Raw genomic sequence first — 18,478 nt, 5'->3', positions numbered from 1 at the left:
GGATCAGCGGATCAATTGCGCGCGCAGGTCGACCAGCGTCGCGCCGATATGCTCGGTCAGGAAACCGGCCACCCGCGCCTCGTCGCGCGCCAGCCATGCGTCGAGCAGCGCATGATGCTCCTCGTGCGCACGGTCCTCGCGACCGGCGGGTTTCAGATGCTGGACGACATAGCGTTCGGCGAGCACCTGCAACCGCTCGATCAATTGAAAGGTCAGCGCTGCGCCGAGCGGGCGGACGAGCGCCAGGTGAAAGGCGCGGTTCCGGTGCGCGACCTCGTGCAGGGCGTCACGCGCCGCGACGTCCAGCGCAGTCAGCGCCTCACGTGCGACGGCCTGATCTTCGACGGTTGCCACGCGCGACGCGCGCGCAGCCGCATCGGGTTCCAGCGCCAGGCGAAGTTCGTAAATCTCCTCCGCCTCGCCCGCACCCAGCGAACGGACGAAAAAGCCGCGATTGGCCTGGCTGGTCAGCAGCCCTTCCTGCTCCAGTCGGGCGAGCGCCTCGCGCAGCGGGATCTTGCTGACCCCCAGCTCATTGGCCAGCGCATCCTGCCGGATCGGCTGTTCTTCGGGCAGGTCGCCACTGATGATCCGCTCGCGAATGATCGTGAAGATCTGCTCCGAAAGGGTGCGAACGACAAGGCTCATGGATTCTCTCGTGCCGACAGGCCGGGGAGAAGCCTGTAATTTACGGTAAATGTTACGATCTAGCGGGTCAGCATAGACCCGATGGTCATGGCCTGCCAAGTGTGTATTACATATGCGGAACAGCTTGGCTAAGTTCCTGTAACCATACGGAAGCCGTCCCATCGGATGGCGCACGCCAGTCACCGCGCGGGGACAAGGCGCCGCCGGGCGAAACCTTGGGTCCGTTGGGCAGTGCCGATCGCTTGAACTGGCTGGTCTGGAAGAAGCGGGTCAGGAACCGCTCCAGCCAGTGCCGGATCGTCGGCAGGTCATAGGCGACCCGCGCATCCTGCGGCAGGTCCTCGGGCCAGCCGCCCGCTTCCGCGTCATGCCAGGCATGCCAGGCGAGGAAGGCGATCTTCGACGGCTTCAGGCCATAGCGGATGACGTAATGTGCGAAGAAGTCGTTCAGCGCATAGGGGCCGATCATCGCCTCGGTCGACTGCATCGCGCCGCTGGCGTCGGCGGGGACCAGCTCGGGCGAGATTTCCTGGGCCAGGATCGCCGCCAGAACGTCGTTCGTCGCCTCGTCATATTGCCCGGTGCGGATGCACCAGCGGATCAGGAACTGGATCAGCGTCTTGGGCACGCCCGCATTGACCGCATAATGGCTCATCTGGTCGCCAACGCCATAGGTACACCAGCCCAGCGCCAGCTCCGACAGGTCGCCGGTGCCCAGCACGATGCCGCCACGCTGGTTGGCGAGACGGAAAAGATAATCGGTGCGCAGGCCCGCCTGCACATTCTCGAAGGTCACATCATGGACCGGCTCGCCCTGCGCGAAGGGGTGCCTCATGTCGGCGAGCAATTGCTGAGCGGCGGGGCGGATGTCGATTTCCTCCGCCGTCACGCCCAGCGAGCGCATCAGCGCCCAGGCATGGGCCTTGGTGCCTTCGCCGGTGGCGAAGCCGGGCATGGTGAAGGCGAGGATCCGGTCGCGCGACCAGCCCAGCCGGTCGGTCGCCTTGGCCGCGACGATCAGCGCATGGGTGGAGTCGAGGCCACCCGATACGCCGATGACCAGGGTCTTCGCGCGACTGGCCTCTAGCCGCTTCGCCAGCGCCTCGACCTGGATGTTATAGGCCTCATAGCAATCCGCATCGCGTCGGGCGGGATCGTCGGGCACGAAGGGAAAGCGGTGAACGGCGCGTCGCAGGCCCCGATCGCCAGCCTCCGCGCCGTGGACGAAGCCGATCCGGCGGAAACGCTGCTCGGGATGACCCGCAAAAGCGGCGGCATCGTTGAACGTCCCGAAGCGCAGGCGTTCCTGAACGATCCGTTCGACATCGATATCGGCGCTGGTGAGCGCGGGTGCGCGCAGGAAGCGCTCGGACTCGGCGATCGCCTCGCCCAGTTCGTGGATCAGGCCCTGGCCGTCCCAGGACAGGTCGGTCGTGCTCTCGCCGATCCCCGCCGCCGAATAGACATAGGCGCAGGCCGCGCGGGCCGACTGGGCGGCCGCGAGCATCGCCCGGTCGCGCGCCTTGCCGATGACGATATTCGATGCCGACAGGTTGCAGCAGATCGTCGCCCCGGCCAGCGCGCCCAGCGTCGAGGGCGGGGTAGGCGCCCAGTAATCCTCACAAATCTCGGTATGGATGACGAAGCCCGGCAGGTCCTCGGCGGCGAAGATCAGGTCGGTGCCGAAGGGCACGCTCTGGCCATCCAGATCGATGGTCAGGCCGGTCAGCCCCGCGCCGCTCGCGAACCAGCGCTTTTCATAATATTCGCGGTAATTGGGCAGGAAGGTCTTGGGCACCACGCCCAGGATCCGCCCGCACGCGATCACCACCGCGCAATTATAGAGTCGCCCGTTACGGGGCAACGCCGCGCCGACCAGCATGACGGGCGACAGCGCCGCGCTGGCATCCACCATCTCGCCCAGCGCCGCGAGCGTGGCCGCGTGCATCGCGCCCTGCAAGTGCAGGTCGTCGATCGCGTAGGAGGTCAGCGACAATTCGGGAAAGACGACCAGGTCGACGCCGTCTTCATCCGCCTTGCGCGCCAGGTCCAGCATGGCGTGCGCATTGGCCCGGGCATCGCCCACCGAAGCGGCGGGCGTCGCGGCGGCGACGCGGATCAGGCCATGGGTGTGAAGCGCGTAAAAGGGGTGGTCCTGCATCCGCTCGGGATAGCGGGGCGGGGGGAAGGGCGCCAGCCTGTGTGAGTTGCCAGGGGTTAGGATGTGAGGGGTTTCCCTTGGCCTTCGACGTCGCTCAGGCTGAACGGAGTGGAGGTTTGAACGCCCCACGTCCCGACATCCGTTCAGCCTGAGCGAAGTCGAAGGCCACGCTTCCCCTATCCCGTTGCATTTCGTTAAACGCGGCGGGCTTCTTGAATCCGAGGTAATATGACCACGACTCTCTACGGCATCCCGAACTGCGACACGATGAAAAAGGCCCGCGTCTGGCTCGACCAGCACGGCGTCGCGTATCGTTTCCACAACTACAAGACCGACGGTATCGACGAAGCCACGCTCCGCCGCTGGGTCGATCAGCTCGGCTGGGAAAAGCTGCTCAACCGGGCGGGCACGACCTTCCGCAAGCTGGATGAGGCCGACCGGCAGGATATCGATGCCGACAAGGCGATCCGGCTGATGCAGGCGCAGCCGTCGCTCATCAAGCGGCCGGTGCTCGACCGTGACGGCGCGCTGACCCTGGGGTTCAAGCCCGAGGCCTACGGCGAAATCTTCTGACGGACCAAGGGGGTGGAGCGCACGGCGGACACGGGTTAGAGGCTTTGGTCATGTCCACGACCTACACGCTCGACACCGCGACCAGCCGCGCCAATCCCACGCCCGCGCCGATGAAGCGGCTGACCGTGCCCGCCATCCGCCGTGCCAAGGGGCAGACGCCGCTGGTCATGCTGACCGCCTATACGGTGCGCTCGGCGCAATTGCTCGATCCGCATTGCGACATGCTGCTGGTCGGCGACAGCCTGGGGCAGGTAATCTACGGCCTGCCCTCGACCGTGCCGGTCACGCTCCAGATGATGGCGGCGCATGGTGCAGCGGTGGTGCGGGGCAGCTATCACGCAGTCGTCGTCATCGACCTGCCCTTCGGCAGTTATGAGGCCAGCCCGGAAAAGGCGTTCGAGAATGCCGCCTGGCTCCTGAAGGAAACTGGGGCAGCGGCGGTCAAGCTGGAGGGCGGCCTCGCCATGGCGCCGACCGTCCGCTTCCTGGTCGAGCGCGGCATCCCCGTCATGGGCCATGTCGGCCTGACCCCGCAGGCGGTGAACGTGCTGGGCGGCTATGGCGCGCGCGGTCGTACGCCCGAGGAGGCCGAGAAGATCATCGCCGACGCGGTGGCCGTGGCCGAGGCGGGGGCCTTTTCGGTCGTGATCGAGGGCGTGGTCGAGCCGATCGCGATCGAGATCACCCAGCGTATCGCCTGTCCGACCATCGGCATCGGTGCGTCGGCGGAGTGCGACGGCCAGGTGCTGGTGGGAGAGGACATGCTCGGCCTGTTCGACCGCACCGCCCGCTTCGTCCGCCGTTACGAGACGATGGGCGACCGTATCGGCGAGGCGGCACGCGCCTATGCCGAGGATGTCCGCGCCCGCCGCTTCCCGGGGCCGGAGCAGATCTATGCCCCGCGCGAGGGGGGATAAGCCAAGCCCGCTTCCCACGGGGGCCGCTCCTCGCTAAAGGTCGCGGCTTCTATATTGCCTTGATCCAGAATAGCGGAGCCCGTCTTGGCCCTAACGCCCCAATCCAGCCAGGCCTTTTTGAGCGAGGTCGACGACGAACTGCGTCGCGAAAGGCTGACGTCTTTCTGGACCCGGTGGGGCCTTATCGTCGGCGCGGCGATCATCGTCGCACTCGCGGCGTTCGGCGGCTATCTTTATTGGCAGCATCGCCAGCATCAGGCGGCGGGTGTCGATGGGGAACAGCTGCAGGCTGCCTATGACGCGCTGGGCCAGAACGACACCAAGACGGCGGGCGAGAAGCTGAAGGCGCTGTCCAACACCAATGTCGATGCCTATCGCGCGCTCGCCGAGTTCACCCAGGCCGACATTCTGTTGCAGAAGGACGACATGAAGGGCGCTGCGGCCCGCTTTGCCGCCATCGCCAACGACACGTCGCTGGCCCAGCCGTTCCGCGATCTGGCGCTGGTCCGCCAGACCATGGCCGAATATGACACGATGAAGCCCGAGGCCGTCGTGGCGCGGCTGGGCGGCATGGCGGTGCCCGGCAACGCCTATTTCGGCAGCGCGGGCGAGATGGTTGCTATAGCCTATCTGCGCATGAACAAGCGCGACCAGGCAGGCCGTTTGTTCGGCCAGATTGCCAGCGACAAGGATGTGCCCGATACGTTGCGGCAACGTGCGGTTCAGATGGCCGGCGTATTGGGGGTCGACGCGGTCGGCCAGAGTGAGGACACCAAGACCCAATGACGAAGCATTTCCGCACCTCGGCAGCGCTCGCCGCGCTGATGGCGCTGGGCGCCTGCGGGGTATTCAAAAGCGCGCCCAAGAAAACGCCGACCGTGGGCAATCGCATCCCGATCCTGGTGTCGGAGACAGGGGTCGAGGCGGACAAGACGATCGCCGACGTTCAGGTCCTGCTGCCCGCGCCCGAGGCGAACCCCGAATGGTCGCAGCCGGGCGGCAACGCCGCCAAGTCGATGGGCCAGCTCGCGCTGGCGGAGCAGCCGCAGCGCCTTTGGACCGCGACGATCAACGGCGGTTCGGCGCGTGATCCGCTGGGCGCCGCGCCGGTCGTGGCCGAGGGCAAGCTGTTCGTCGTCGATGTCGAGGGCAATCTCGTCGCGATGAACGCCGATACCGGCGCGCGCCTGTGGTCGACCGGCATCACCGAGGGGGACGCGAACCGCCTTGCCCGCTTCGGCGGCGGGGCCAGCTATGACAGCGGCACGGTGTTCGCGTCGGACGGTCTGGGCGATGTGATCGCGGCCAGCGCCGCCGACGGCAAGGTGCTGTGGCGCGCCAAGCCCAGCGGCCCGTTGCGTGGATCGCCGACCATTGCCAACGGCAATGTCTATGTCCTGACCCAGGACAATCAGCTTTACGCCATCAACCAGGCAGACGGTAAGATCGTCTGGGCCGGGCAGGGGACGCTGGAGACGCAGGGCGTGTACGGCGTCGCGGCTCCGTCGGCCAGCCAGGGGACGGTCGTCGCCGGTTTCTCCAGCGGCGAATTGAACGCCTATCGTTATGAAAATGGCCGTCTGCTGTGGCAGGACGCACTGTCGCGGACGAGCATTTCCACCTCGGTGTCGACCCTGTCGGACATCGACGCCGCGCCGGTGATCGATCAGGGCCGCGTCTATGCGCTGGGCCAGGGCGGCCGCATGGTCGCGCTGGAACTGTCGACCGGCCAGCGCCTGTGGGAACAGAATTTCGCCGGGCTCTCGACCCCGTGGATCGCGGGCGAGTGGATTTTCCTCGTCACCGACGACGCACGCCTGGTCGCGTTGGCCCGGTCGAGCGGCAAGGCCCGCTGGATCGCGCAGCTCCAGCGTTTCCACAAGGAAAAGAAGAAGACCGGCGCGATCACCTGGTTCGGCCCGGTGCTGGCGGGCAACCGCCTGATCCTGACCAATTCGGAAGGGCAGATCGTCTACGCCAATCCGGGGGACGGATCGGTCCAGGCGGCGGTCGACACCAAGACGCCGTTTGCGCTGCCGCCGATCGTCGCCAACAATGTGCTGTACGTCCTCGACCAGAAGGGGCGGATCACCGCCTTCAAGTGATGCCATATCGCCCCGTGGGACATTTGTTCCACGGGGCGGCACATTTGTACCGCTATACGCGTGACGAAAGGCTCGCCTTTCGCTAACGGGGGGCGATGGCTAATCTCCCTATCGTCGCGATCGTCGGCCGTCCCAATGTCGGCAAGTCGACGCTGTTCAATCGTCTGGTCGGAAAGAAGCTGGCGCTAGTCGACGACCGGCCCGGTGTAACGCGCGACCGGCGCGAAGGCGACGCGCACCTGCTGGGCCTGGATTTCCGTATCATCGATACGGCCGGTTACGAAGACGAAGACCCCGACACATTGCCCGGCCGGATGCGCCGCCAGACCGAAGCGGCGGTCAGCGAGGCCGATGTCGCACTTTTTCTGGTCGACGCCCGTGCGGGGATCATGCCGCTCGACGAGGAAATCGCCCGCTGGCTGCGCAGCTCCGACACGCCGATCGTGCTCGCCGCCAACAAGGCGGAGGGCCGTGCGGCCGAACAGGGCATCCTTGAGGCGTTGGCGCTCGGCTTCGGCGATCCGGTCCAGCTGTCCGCCGAACATGGCGAAGGCGTGGGCGACCTGTTCGAGGCGCTGCTGCCCTTTATCGACCGTGAGGTTGAGGAAGAGGAGGAGGTCGACCTCGAAAACCCCTTCGCGCCGCTCAAGCTGGCGATCGTGGGCCGCCCCAATGCGGGCAAGTCGACGCTCATCAACCGTTTCCTGGGCCAGGATCGCCTGATCACGGGGCCGGAAGCGGGTATCACGCGCGATTCGATCGCGATCGATTGGGAATGGCACGACCGTGACGGCGAGGTGCGGCAGGTCCGCCTGATCGATACGGCGGGTATGCGCAAAAAGGCCAAGGTGCAGGATAAGCTGGAAAAGCTGTCCGTCGCCGACGCGTTGCGCGCGGTCGATTTTGCCGAGGTCGTGGTGCTGCTGCTCGATGCGACGCTGGGCCTGGAATCGCAGGATCTGCGCATCGCCGACCGTGTGCTGGAAGAGGGCCGCGCCCTGCTGATCGCGCTCAACAAGTGGGATGTCGCGGAAAGTCCGTCTTCACTGTTCAACGGAGTTCGCAAGGCGCTCGAAGACGGGCTCAGCCAGGTGAAGGGCGTGCCGCTTCTCACCGTGTCGGGAGCGACCGGCAAGGGTCTCGATACGCTGATTGAAGCGGCGTTCGAAACGCGCGCGGCCTGGTCGAAGCGTGTGCCGACCGGCGAACTCAACCGCTGGTTCGAGCGCGCGGTCGAGGCCAATCCCCCGCCTGCGCCCGGCGGCAAGCGGATCAAGCTGCGCTATGTCACCCAGGTCAAGTCGCGTCCGCCGAGCTTTGTTATCTTCGGCACCCGCGTCGATCAGCTGCCCGCCAGCTATGAGCGGTATCTGGTCAATTCGATGCGGCGGGAGCTGGGTTTCGGTGCGGTGCCGGTGCGCCTGACACTGCGTGCGCCGAAGAACCCGTTCGGCAAGAAGGATTGAGGGGCGGGCGGCTCAACTGGAGCCGCCTATCCAACCACCCGTTCAGCCTGAGCGAAGTCGAAGGCCAAGGGGCTGGCATCGGCCCAAGGGCGCAACACGCGTTTTCCCGTGGCCTTCGACTTCACTCAGGCTGAACGGGTGGGTGGGTGATGCCCGGGGACAGGGGGCGGGCCATCAGACCCGCCCCCGTCGCCTTATCCCTGAAGATGCGGAGCCGCGCCCGACTTGGGCGTGTCGTTTTCCGCCATCGCGTTCAACTGAACATAGTTCTGGATGCCCATGCGCGCGATCATCTCGAACTGGCGCTCCAGCGTGTCGACATGCTCTTCCTCGCTCGCCAGGATGCGCTGGAACAGGTCGCGGCTGACATAGTCCCGAACTTCCTCGCAATAGGCGATGGCTTCCTTCAGCTGGGCGACGGCCTCGACCTCGATGGCCAGATCGCCTTTGAGCACTTCCTCGACCGTCTCGCCGATGCGCAGGCGACCCAGCAGCTGGAAATTCGGCAGTCCGTCCAGGAACAGGATGCGTTCGGCCAGCCAGTCGGCATGGCGCATCTCGTCGATGGATTCCTTATACTCGAATTGGGCGAGCTTGTAGACGCCCCAGTGGTCGAGCAGCCGGTAATGCAGGAAATACTGGTTGATCGCGGTCAGCTCGTTCTTGAGCGCCTCGTTCAAATACTCGATGACCTTCGGATCGCCTTTAACCGCCATCAATCCTACCTTTCATGACTGTGTTTGACCGCACCTTAGAAGACCATATGTCGCCCCGACAAGGCCCATTTCATCAGTAAAAATACGTCGCGCTTTCATCTGGTGGGAAAGCTGGTAAAGACAACATAAGTTATAAATGATGAGGTCAACCCGTGTCGGTGAGTGCGGCGGAGCAGCTGGCGCTGGTCATGGAACATGTCCGGCACGGTATCGTGATCTATGATCGGGACGAGCGGATCATCCTGATCAATCATTATGTTGGCCGTATGTTCGGTCTGCCGGACAGCGCCGTGACCAGGGGGGCGAGCCTGGCCGATTATCTCCACCATGTGGGCAATGCGGTGGGCTGGTCGGATGTTCGAAAGGCAGCCATCCTCGACAATCACCGGCAATGGGCGCGTGAGGGGGAGCGGCGCCAGTTCGACCACCATTTCGATGACGGTCATGTCCTGGAGATCACCTATCACCCGCAGCCCGATCACGGCGCGGTGCTGACCTTTGTCGATGTGACGCATGAGCGCGATCTGACGCGCGTCATTCGACAACGCGACGATCTCAACCGCGAAACCGTGGCCATGCTGGAGCGGGTGGGCCGGATTTCGGCCAACACCCGGCTGGTCGCCCTGAACGCGAGTATCGAGGCTGCGCGGCTGGGAGACCAGGGGCGCGGATTCGCGGTCGTCGCCGAGGAGGTGCGCAACCTGTCGATCGAAACGTCGGATGTGCTGGTGGAGATCAGCCGGATCAACGCGGCGTCGCTCGAGCTTGCCGACGACAGGGATCGATAATGGCCGATATCGAGGGGAGGTTTGGTGGGCCCGGCAGGACTCGAACCCGCAACCTAGCCGTTATGAGCGGCCAGCTCTAACCGTTGAGCTACAGGCCCCACCGCAAATGTCGTTAGCGTGATGCAGCCGGACTTCGCAAGCGTCGTGCGGCATCTTTGCACAGGAAATGAGACAAAGAAAAAGGGCGCTTCCGCATGGAAAGCGCCCTTTTCCGACATAGCAGTCGGCGCTTCGGACCCGAAGGCCCGAGGCGGCTATTACTGCATGTTGTCCGCCTTGGCGTCGGCAGCGTCACGGACGTTGTCGGCAGCGGCGTTCATGTTGTCGGCAGCGTTCTCGAGGGTCGCGGCAGCAGCAGCGTTCGAGGTGTTGTCCGCAGCGGCTTCCATGTTGTCAGCCGACATTTCCATGTTGTCAGCCAGCATGTCCGCGTTGTTCTCAACAGCGGCAGCTTCCGGCGACTTGTTGCAGGCGGCGACGGACATCAGGCCGGCGGCAGCGAGAACGAAAGCGATCTTCTTCATTCGAATGCTCCCAAGCAAAGCAAAAATCGCGGCCGGCCCGAATGCCGTCGCGAAGCGGCTCAAATAACGTGCGGTTCATCGCGGTCAATCCGCAAAATTCACGGACAAGCAAGGTTCGCGACGAACCGATGGCACGGATCGGGCTTTTTCAAGGCGTTGACGTTACCAAAAGGTTACCATGAAACCGACGGATCAGCGTGGGCTGACCGGGCCGATCGCTTCGGGCGCGTTGGCGACGACCGCCAGCATGGCGGTCCAGGCGGCGACATTCTGGCGAAGCGCCGCCGGATCGACGCGATCCAACACGTCGTCGGGCGTGTGATGAGTATCGAAATAATCCCATCCCGACTGGTTCAGGTCGATCCCGGCGGTTCCAAGCTCGATCGTCGGGCCGATATCGGTGCCGTCGCCGCCCAGGCCGCTGCCCCGCGTGATGCCCAGCGGCGCGAGCGCGGTCTGGAGCCGGTCCGCGATCGGCCTGGCGGTGGCGGGCAGGTTGACCTCGAACCGCCAGACCCGGTCCGCGCCGAAATCGCTTTCCGATGCCGTGGCATGGCGCTCACCGGCATGGGCCTTGGCATAGGCCTCGCCGCCCATGCCGCCGACTTCCTCGGCCCCGAACCAGACGACGCGGATGGTCCGACGCGGCTGACCCGCATCCATGATCCGCTTGGCCGCCGCGGCGGTGATCGCGATACCGCTGGCATCATCGATCGCGCCAGTCCCGAGGTCCCAGCTGTCGAGATGGCCGCCGACCAGCACGATGCCCGCCGACGGATCGCTGCCGGGCACTTCGGCGATGACGTTGCCCGATTCGCGGGTGCCGACCATGCGCGGGGTCAGGACCAGCTTCATGCGGACCGGCTGGCCCCGGCTGGCAATCCGCTCCAGCTGCTCGGCGTCGGGAACCGAGAGCGCGGCCGCCGGGATGGGCTTCACGCCCTCGGGGAAGTTGGTGGTGCCGGTATGGGGGAAGCGATGATGGTCGGTGCCGATCGAGCGGATGACGATCGCGACCGCGCCGCGCCTGGCCGCCAACGCAGGGCCGGTGAAGCGCGCCGTGCCATAGGCGCCATAGCCCGAACCATCCTGGGTCCGGGGCATGGCATTGCCGATATAGACGATCTTGCCGCGGATCGCGTCATCGGGCGCCGATTGGAACGCCGCCATGCTGGGGAAGACCGCGACCTCGCCCGTCAGGCCGCCCGCCGGTGTCGCGCCCGAATTGCCGAGCGCGGCCAGCGTCAGCTTCTGCGGAAAGGGCGCCAGGATTTCCGCGCTCTCGGCGCCGCGTTCCCATACCGGCATCCGATAGGGCTCGATCCGCACATTCTTGAAGCCCAGCGCCGTCAGCCTGGCCACCGACCATGCCCGTGCGCGCGCTTCGGCTTCGGTGCCGGCCAGCCGCTGGCCGACTTCGGTCGTCAGCCCCTCGACGATATCCCAGGCGACCGTATCGTTCAGCGCCGCATCGCGCAGTCGTTCGACCTCGGGAGCGACGGTTGCGGGCGGGGGCGGCGGGGTCCGTTGCGCCAGGGCGGGGGAGGACAGGGCGGAGGCGGTCAGGGCCGCGAGAAGAATGCGCTTCATGGAATGGAGTGTTACGCAGCCGGTCCCGTTTGCCAACCGCCCGCGCAACCACTACATGGGCGGGCAAATATCCCACAGTCGCAAAAGCACGGAGCCCCGCGCCGCCATGGCCGTCCAATATACCTATGTGATGAAGGGTCTGACCAAGACCTTCCCCGGCGCCAACAAGCCTGTCCTCAACAACATCCACCTTCAGTTCCTGCCGAGCGCGAAGATCGCGATCATCGGCCCGAACGGCGCGGGCAAGTCCACGCTGATGAAGGTGATGGCGGGCATGGACACCGACTTCACCGGCGAGGCCTGGGCCGCCGAGGGTGTCCGCGTCGGCTATCTTGCGCAGGAGCCGCAGCTCGATCCCACCAAGGACGTGATGGGCAATGTCAAGGACGGCGTGCGCCCCGTCGCCGATCTGGTCGATCGCTTCAACGCCATTTCGGCCGAGATGGGCGATCCCAAGGACGACACCGATTTCGACGCCCTGATGGAAGAGATGGGCGAGCTTCAGGCCAAGATCGATGCGGTCGACGGCTGGTCGCTCGACAGCCAGCTCGAACAGGCGATGGAAGCGCTGCGCTGCCCGCCGGGCGACGCCGACGTCACCCGCCTGTCGGGTGGTGAGAAGCGCCGCGTGGCGCTCTGCAAGCTGCTGCTCGAAAAGCCCGACGTGCTGCTGCTCGACGAACCGACCAACCACCTGGACGCCGAAAGTGTCTCGTGGCTGGAAAACTATCTGAAGGAATATGCGGGTAACGTCATCCTCGTCACCCACGACCGCTACTTCCTGGATAACGTCGTCAACTGGGTGCTCGAGCTGGATCGCGGCCGCTACTACACCTACGAATCCAACTATTCCGGCTATCTGGAAAAGAAGGCCAAGCGCCTGGAGCAGGAGGAGCGCGACGAGGCGGGCAAGCAGAAGGCGATCGCCGACGAGCTGGCCTGGATGCGTCAGACGCCCAAGGCCCGTCAGACCAAGTCGAAGGCGCGTATCCGCGCGTTCGAGGAACTGATGGAGAAGCAGGAGAACCGCGTCGCGGGCAAGGCGCAGATCCTGATCCAGATCCCCGAGCGCCTGGGCGGCAAGGTGATCGAGGCCAAGGGGCTGACCAAGTCCTATGGCGACAAGCTGCTGTTCGAAAATCTCGACTTCATGCTGCCGCCAGGCGGTATCGTCGGCGTGATCGGTCCGAACGGCGCGGGCAAGTCGACGCTGTTCAAGCTCATCACCGGCCAGGAACAGCCCGATGCGGGCACGATCGAGATCGGTTCGACCGTGAAGCTCGGCTATGTCGACCAGAGCCGCGACGACCTCGATCCCAACAAGAATGTCTGGCAGGAAATCTCCGACGAGCTGGAGGTCTTCCGTTTCGGCAAGCAGGAGCTGGGCACGCGCGCCTATGTCGGCGCGTTCAACTTCCGCGGCCCCGACCAGCAGAAGAAGGTCGGCCAGCTGTCGGGCGGCGAGCGCAACCGCGTCCATATGGCCAAGATGTTGAAGGAGGGCGGCAACGTCCTGCTGCTCGACGAACCGACCAACGACCTCGACGTGGAAACGCTTCGCGCGCTGGAAGAGGCGCTGGAGACGTTCGCGGGCTGCGCCGTGGTCATCAGCCACGACCGCTTCTTCCTCGACCGCCTCTGCACCCACATCCTGGCGTTCGAGGGCGACAGCCATGTCGAATGGTTCGAGGGCAATTACGAATCCTACGAAGAGGACAAGCGTCGCCGTATGGGCGATGCCGCCGATCGTCCGACGCGTCTGGCCTATAAGAAACTGACCCGCTGATCCCGGCGACGTCGGTTTCGGATGACGCCCTTCCCGAGCGATCGGGGAGGGCGTTGCCGTATCGGGCGCTGGCCCATGGGTTTAAACCGATGCGGCCAATCCCCATCTGGACCGTTATAACGACAGGGTAACAAAGGGCGCGGTGGGGAATGGCGGTAGTGGAGCAGGCGCAGGGCGAAGATCGTGAGATCGCCAGCGCAGGGCAGTTGCATTATCGGCTCCGCCAGCAATCGGTCCTCGCCGCCTTCGGGATCGAGGCATTGCGCGCCCGCGACCTGGACCCAATGCTGCAGCGGGCGACCGAGCTTTGTGCAGAGGGGATGCGATCTTCCTTCTGTAAATTTCTGGAATACAAGGCAGACCGGGAAACGCTTCTGGTTCGCACCGGCGTGGGCTGGGGGGCGGGTGTGGTCGGCTCGACCGAGATGCGCACCGATATGGGTTCGCCAGCAGGCTTTGCGCTCCAGACGGGGCAGGGGGTCATTTCCAACCATCTCGACCAGGAAGAACGGTTTCGGACGCCGCAATTCATGGCCGACCACAGGATTCGCCGCGCGATCAACGTGCTGGTCGAGGCATCCGGCCAGCGTTACGGGGTGCTGGAGGTCGACAGCCCGGACGAGGGCCGTTTCGAGGAGGCCGACCTTGCCTTCATGCAGGGTTTCGCCAATCTGATCGGTGTCGCGATCGAGCGGCAGGAGGCCGAGCGCCGTCTGGCCGAGGCGGTGGAGCATCAGCAATTGCTGACGCGTGAGGCCAGCCACCGGGTCAAGAACAGCCTGGCGCTGGTGTCGGCCATGCTGAACCTCCAGAAGCAGGAGGATGACGACCCCCGTGTTCTGAGGATGTTGAACGATGCGCAGGCGCGGATCGCCGCCATCGCGCAGACCCATGACCGGCTGTGGCGCAGCGAGCGGGTCGGCATGGTGTCGCTCGACGACCTGGCCTGTGGCATCGCGGATCAGCTGGCCCAGCAGGCCAAGGATCATGAGGTGCATTGCGATATCGAGGCGATCGAGATGAACGCCGATACCGCGATCCCCATCGGGCTGATGCTGACCGAGCTGCTGACCAACGCGATCAAATATGCCTATGGCGAGGAAGGCGGCGTGATCGATGTCGGCCTGCACGCGCGGGACGGACAGATCGTCCTGTCGGTGCGCGACAAGGGCAAGGGCCTGCCCGCCGATTTCGACATGAAGGCAGCCTCCCGCCTCAGCCTGGGCATGCGGATGATCACCAGCCTAGCCCGGCAGTTGCGGGGCGAGGTGCGGTTCGACGATGCCGCGCCGGGGACCTGCGCGACGCTGACCATGCCCGATCCGAGGGATTGAGAATCCTTCCCGCTCGGGGGAGGATTACCGCACCCGCTTCACATAGGTCCGGCCGTCTTCGCGCCGTTCGGTCTGGAAATTGGGGACCGCCTCGATCAGGTCGGACAATCGCTTGAAGCCGAAATTGCGCGTGTCGAAGCTCGAGCGGTTGCCCGCCAGCTGGCCGATGGCCGACAGGCTGGCAAAGCCGCGCTCGTCGCGCTTCACCGAATTATAGGCGTCGACCAGCAGCTTGAGCAGTTCCTCGTCGATCGGGCGCGGTGTACCAGCCGTCCGCTTGGCCTGTTCGATCGAGGGCGGTAGCGAATCGGCCAGCGGGACGTCGGCCGTAACGGGCTTCGCAACAGCGGGGCGGGCCGCTTCGCCGATCAGCGCGCCCACATCGATGAAGCGGCTGCATGCCTGCTTGAATGCCTCGGGCGTACGGCTGTTGCCGAAGCCATAGACGGGAAAGCCGTCCTGCCGGATGCGCGTGGCCAATGGCATGAAGTCGCTGTCCGACGACATGATGCCGAACCCGTCGATTCGCCCCCGGAACAGCAGGTCCATGGCATCGATGGTCATCTTCATGTCGGTGGCGTTCTTGCCCTTGGTCAGGTCGAACTGCTGCTGCGGCTCGATGCCGTGCTTGACCATGACGTCGCGCCAGCCCTTCAGGCCGGGCTTGGACCAGTTGCCATAGGCGCGGCGGACATTGACCGTGCCCAGCTCGGCAAGCACGGTCAGCACAGGGTCGATGGCGGCCGACTGCGCATTGTCGGCATCGATGAGCAGCGCGATATTGTGGGTCAGGGCGTTCATGGCGCCCTGACTATCAGAGCCGCGGATCAGTCGCCACGGCGCATTGCATCGACGCCGATCGAACCGCCACCGGCCGCCGCGAGGTACAGAAAGGCGAAGCAGTACAGAATCGCCGCCTCACCGCCATTGGCCAGCGGCAGGAAACCCTGCGGCGCATGGGCCGTGAAATAGGCGACCGCCATCTGGCCCGCCAGCAGGAAGGCCACGGGCCGCGTGAACAACCCGATCAGCAGCAATGCGCCACCGCCCAGTTCCAGCACGCCCGCCGCCGTCAGCAACGGACTGAGCGGCATGGGGAAGGGCGGGAGCCCGAAGAATTTCGAGACGCCGTGCGCCAGGAACATCAGGCCGAAGACGGCCCGGAACAGCGACAGAAGCGGGGCGGAGAAACGGGCGGGGATAGGCATGACCGATACTCATTCAGGAAGGGCCGCGAGGATCGCTGTCCCATGAGCAATATCTTGCTGTCCGCCAGTCCCACAGCAAGAACCGGATATGAAACGAACCGTTGCGAATGCGGTTACGGATCGGGATAGGCGATGGCGATCACTTCATATTCGCGTTCCCCCGCCGGCAGCGTCACGCGCCGCAGATCGCCGACCGACGCCCCGCGCAGCGCCCGGACGAGGGGCGCGTTCCAGCCGACCCGGCCTTTGCCCGCATCCGCCTCGTCATCACCGACCAGCGTGAGCACGCGCTCGTTGTCGTCTTCGTCGGCGATCGTGACGGTCGCGCCGAACCAGACCTTGCCGCGGTCTTCCTGCCGGGCAGGGTCGATGACCTTGGCAGCCTTCATCCGCTTGGACAGCCATCCCAGCCGCCGGTCGATTTCGCGCAGGCGCTTGCGACCATAGATATAGTCGCCATTCTCGGAGCGGTCGCCATTGCCAGCCGCCCAGGCGATCGTGTCGACCAGCTTGGGTCGCTCGACCGCGAACAGCGCCTCATATTCCTGACGCAGCGCGGCATAGCCCGCCGGGGTGATATAGTTGGGACGATCCATCGCCCCCCTCTATTCCCTATGCCGCCGCGATCAACCCGGCCGCGACGACTTGCCCAGATACCAGCTGAGCGGCGTCGGTCCCCGGCTGGTCGCGCGCGCCGGGTTCATCAGGTCATAGACGACCGCATTCTCCAGGACCCGCTGCACATAGTTGCGGGTCTCGGAATAGGGAATCGCCTCGATCCAGTCGACGATGTCGACCGAGCCGGTGCGCGGGTCGCCATTGGCGCGAAGCCACTTGTTCACATTGCCGCCGCCCGCATTATAGGCTGCAATCGCAAGTGGATAGCTGCCATAGTTATTGCGGATTCTCTCGAAATAACTGGCGCCCAGCTGGATCGACAGGTTCGGATCGGTGGTCAGCGCGGCGGGCGAGTAGGACAAGCCGATCTTGCCCGACTGCTCGGCGGCGGTGGCGGGCATCAGCTGCATCAGGCCACGCGCGCCCGCATGGCTGACGGCGGCGCGGTCGAACTGGCTTTCCTGCCGCGCGATGGCGTGGATGATCGTCCAGCTCTGCTCATAGCCGGTCGGGACCGGGATCGTCGGAAAGCCAGCGGCCGAATAATCGGTCAGCCCGTTCTGCATCGCGCTGCGCCCGACCATGACGGCCAGGTCGGGGCGGTTGATGCTGCGTGACAGGTCCGCGGCAAGCAGGTGATCATTCTCGTCCTCCGCATCCGCCGCGATCTGGCGGATGAAGGCGCTCTGGTCCTGCCACTGGCCGATCATGCCCAGGAACCGGGCGGCGCGCACCGTCTCGCGCGCATCGAAGGCGGCGCGGACGGCTGGCGCGACATTGGTCGCGGCGATCACGGGCGGCGCGACCAGCGGGCGGCCGGTCCGCTCCAGCGCCAGCTGACCATAGAATTGATCGCGATATTGCGCGGCCCGGTTGTAGAAACCCGCCGCCTCGCTCGAACGGCCAGCCGCCTCCGCCGCGCGACCCGCCCAATAGAAGCCCTTGGCGCGGGTCTGCGGCGACTGGCTACCCCGGCCATAGCGGTCGAACAGCGTCATCGCATCGGCGGGGCGGGCCAGTTTCATCGCGGTTTGCCCCGCGAGCCAGACCAGGCTCGTATAGTCGTCGCGCTCGCCATAGGGCTTGGTCGAGACATCGGTGCCCGCCGGATAGGCGTCGTCCACCTGCCGCGCGATGTCATAGGCGGTCTGGAGCTGGTTGTCGGCCGCCGCCGCGCGCGCATTGACGAGCAATGCCTCATAGAATTTCTCGACATTGCCCGGCCGGGTGGCCAGTTGCCGCGAACGGGCGAGCGAGGAGCGCGCGGTCAGGCTGTCGCCGGTATCGCGCAGCCACATGGCACGGTCGGCGATATAGCCCGCATCATTGGCATAGAGTTCGGCGGTGGAGGCCGACAGGCTGGGGGCATCCGCCGATCGGGTGCGGAAGGCCAGTCGTGCCGCGAAGATCGGACGCCGTGCGGCACTGGTATAGTTGAGCTGACGCGCCGCCGCAGTCGTCTGCCCCGACCAGAGCAGGGCATCCATCCGAGCGTCCTGATCCTCGGGCGTCAGCGCGGAGGCGAAGGTCGACATGACCAGCGCTTCGTCGTTCGGTGACAGCACGCCGCGCCGCCATGCCGTTCGCGCCGCCTGCGCCGCTTCGGCGGGAGCGCCGGTCGCGAGCAGCGCGCGGGCATAGGCCACGCCGCCCGCCGCCGACTGGGGCGGGAAGCGGCGGAAATAGGCGACGATGCTCGATGGCGCGGCGGTGAAGTTCGCCGCCTGCTTCTCGGCGGCACGGCGGTTGCCCGTCTCGCCCGGCCAGCCCGGATGCGCCATCAGGAACCCGGCATAGCTGTCGAAGGGCAGCGAATCGGTCTGTTGCAGCGCGCGCCACTGGGCCAGCGCCGCCGCGATCGCGCCGTCGGCGGGTGCAGGCATGCCCTGCACCGTCTGATTGGGGCTCATATTCGCCATTTGCGTGCGATATCGGTCGAGCTGGTCCTGCCCGCCCGGTGCCACCATCGATCCCGCCAATGTCGCGAGGAGCGCCCCCGCCTTCGTCAATGCCATCATGGTGGACAGAATAGGGACTCTACCCG

General features: G+C 65.5%; 17 protein-coding genes and 1 tRNA gene. 8 read left to right on the top strand and 10 right to left on the bottom strand.

All coding sequences use genetic code 11. The annotated features are described in order from the left end of the window. Positions 1–3 precede the first annotated feature (3 nt). Entirely contained in the window at positions 4–648 is a 645-nt protein-coding gene (locus SP5_RS00490; protein ID WP_042482481.1) for a GntR family transcriptional regulator, read from the bottom strand. 106 nt (positions 649–754) lie between these two features. Continuing rightward, positions 755–2,809 carry an NAD(+) synthase gene (locus SP5_RS00485; RefSeq protein WP_042482478.1) on the bottom strand — a complete coding sequence of 685 codons (2,055 nt, stop codon included), beginning with the start codon at positions 2,807–2,809 and terminating at the stop codon, positions 755–757. 228 nt (positions 2,810–3,037) lie between these two features. On the opposite strand from SP5_RS00485, the gene SP5_RS00480 reads away from it, so the two are divergent. From SP5_RS00480 to der, 5 genes are all read left to right on the top strand, one after another. Next, positions 3,038–3,382 carry an ArsC family reductase gene (locus SP5_RS00480; protein ID WP_042482476.1) on the top strand — a complete coding sequence of 115 codons (345 nt, stop codon included), beginning with the start codon at positions 3,038–3,040 and terminating at the stop codon, positions 3,380–3,382. A gap of 50 nt (positions 3,383–3,432) precedes the next feature. Then, on the top strand, positions 3,433–4,299 hold the full coding sequence (panB, locus tag SP5_RS00475; protein ID WP_042482473.1) for a 3-methyl-2-oxobutanoate hydroxymethyltransferase: 867 nt from the start codon (positions 3,433–3,435) through the stop codon (positions 4,297–4,299). 84 nt (positions 4,300–4,383) lie between these two features. After that, the gene (locus SP5_RS00470; protein WP_042482469.1) at positions 4,384–5,085 is read left to right on the top strand and encodes a tetratricopeptide repeat protein; all 702 of its coding nucleotides are present in this window, start codon (positions 4,384–4,386) and stop codon (positions 5,083–5,085) included. Beyond that, positions 5,082–6,404: an outer membrane protein assembly factor BamB family protein gene (locus SP5_RS00465; protein WP_042482465.1), complete on the top strand. Its 1,323-nt coding sequence runs from the start codon at positions 5,082–5,084 to the stop codon at positions 6,402–6,404. Before SP5_RS00470 ends, SP5_RS00465 begins: the two co-directional genes overlap by 4 nt. A gap of 95 nt (positions 6,405–6,499) precedes the next feature. After that, a complete protein-coding gene (gene der, locus SP5_RS00460; RefSeq protein WP_042482462.1) occupies positions 6,500–7,870 on the top strand; it encodes a ribosome biogenesis GTPase Der in 1,371 nt (456 codons plus the stop codon). Positions 7,871–8,064: 194 nt separating this feature from the next. Here der and bfr read toward each other — a convergent pair whose 3' ends face one another. Continuing rightward, positions 8,065–8,586, bottom strand: a complete 522-nt coding sequence (gene bfr / locus SP5_RS00455; RefSeq protein WP_042482461.1) for a bacterioferritin — start codon at positions 8,584–8,586, stop codon at positions 8,065–8,067. A gap of 152 nt (positions 8,587–8,738) precedes the next feature. Between bfr and SP5_RS19855 the strand changes: the two genes are divergently transcribed. After that, positions 8,739–9,374: a PAS-domain containing protein gene (locus SP5_RS19855; protein ID WP_042482458.1), complete on the top strand. Its 636-nt coding sequence runs from the start codon at positions 8,739–8,741 to the stop codon at positions 9,372–9,374. A 22-nt stretch (positions 9,375–9,396) separates the two neighbouring features. Here the strand turns inward: SP5_RS19855 and SP5_RS00445 are convergent. The 3 genes from SP5_RS00445 to SP5_RS00435 all read right to left on the bottom strand — a co-directional run bounded on the left by SP5_RS00445 (position 9,397) and on the right by SP5_RS00435 (position 11,488). Beyond that, positions 9,397–9,472: transfer RNA gene (locus SP5_RS00445), tRNA-Ile, on the bottom strand. Positions 9,473–9,631: 159 nt separating this feature from the next. After that, positions 9,632–9,898, bottom strand: a complete 267-nt coding sequence (locus SP5_RS00440; protein ID WP_042482455.1) for a hypothetical protein — start codon at positions 9,896–9,898, stop codon at positions 9,632–9,634. Positions 9,899–10,090: 192 nt separating this feature from the next. Further along, complete coding sequence (locus tag SP5_RS00435; protein WP_042482451.1) at positions 10,091–11,488, bottom strand: M20/M25/M40 family metallo-hydrolase; 1,398 nt, start codon at positions 11,486–11,488, stop codon at positions 10,091–10,093. Positions 11,489–11,594: 106 nt separating this feature from the next. On the opposite strand from SP5_RS00435, the gene ettA reads away from it, so the two are divergent. Together ettA and SP5_RS00425 are read left to right on the top strand one after the other, a co-directional pair. Continuing rightward, positions 11,595–13,274 (top strand): energy-dependent translational throttle protein EttA, encoded by a 1,680-nt coding sequence (gene ettA, locus SP5_RS00430; RefSeq protein WP_042482449.1) that lies wholly within the window; start codon positions 11,595–11,597, stop codon positions 13,272–13,274. 149 nt (positions 13,275–13,423) lie between these two features. After that, positions 13,424–14,608 (top strand): sensor histidine kinase, encoded by a 1,185-nt coding sequence (locus SP5_RS00425; RefSeq protein WP_042482447.1) that lies wholly within the window; start codon positions 13,424–13,426, stop codon positions 14,606–14,608. Between the two features lie 24 nt (positions 14,609–14,632). On the opposite strand, the gene SP5_RS00420 is transcribed toward SP5_RS00425, so the two are convergent. The 4 genes from SP5_RS00420 to SP5_RS00405 all read right to left on the bottom strand — a co-directional run bounded on the left by SP5_RS00420 (position 14,633) and on the right by SP5_RS00405 (position 18,452). After that, positions 14,633–15,409 carry an NYN domain-containing protein gene (locus SP5_RS00420; RefSeq protein WP_042482446.1) on the bottom strand — a complete coding sequence of 259 codons (777 nt, stop codon included), beginning with the start codon at positions 15,407–15,409 and terminating at the stop codon, positions 14,633–14,635. 26 nt (positions 15,410–15,435) lie between these two features. After that, positions 15,436–15,816, bottom strand: coding sequence for a DoxX family protein (locus tag SP5_RS00415; RefSeq protein ID WP_042482444.1), 381 nt, complete (start codon positions 15,814–15,816; stop codon positions 15,436–15,438). A 113-nt stretch (positions 15,817–15,929) separates the two neighbouring features. Then, positions 15,930–16,412: a transcription elongation factor GreB gene (gene greB, locus SP5_RS00410; RefSeq protein WP_042482441.1), complete on the bottom strand. Its 483-nt coding sequence runs from the start codon at positions 16,410–16,412 to the stop codon at positions 15,930–15,932. Between the two features lie 30 nt (positions 16,413–16,442). Next, a complete protein-coding gene (locus SP5_RS00405) occupies positions 16,443–18,452 on the bottom strand; it encodes a lytic transglycosylase domain-containing protein (RefSeq protein ID WP_042482435.1) in 2,010 nt (669 codons plus the stop codon). Positions 18,453–18,478 lie beyond the last annotated feature (26 nt).

This window comes from Sphingomonas parapaucimobilis NBRC 15100 (assembly GCF_000787715.1).
Taxonomy (GTDB): Bacteria; Pseudomonadota; Alphaproteobacteria; order Sphingomonadales; family Sphingomonadaceae; genus Sphingomonas; species Sphingomonas parapaucimobilis.
The sequence above is the reverse complement of the archived record's forward strand: the minus strand, read 5'-3'. Positions and strand labels throughout refer to the sequence as shown.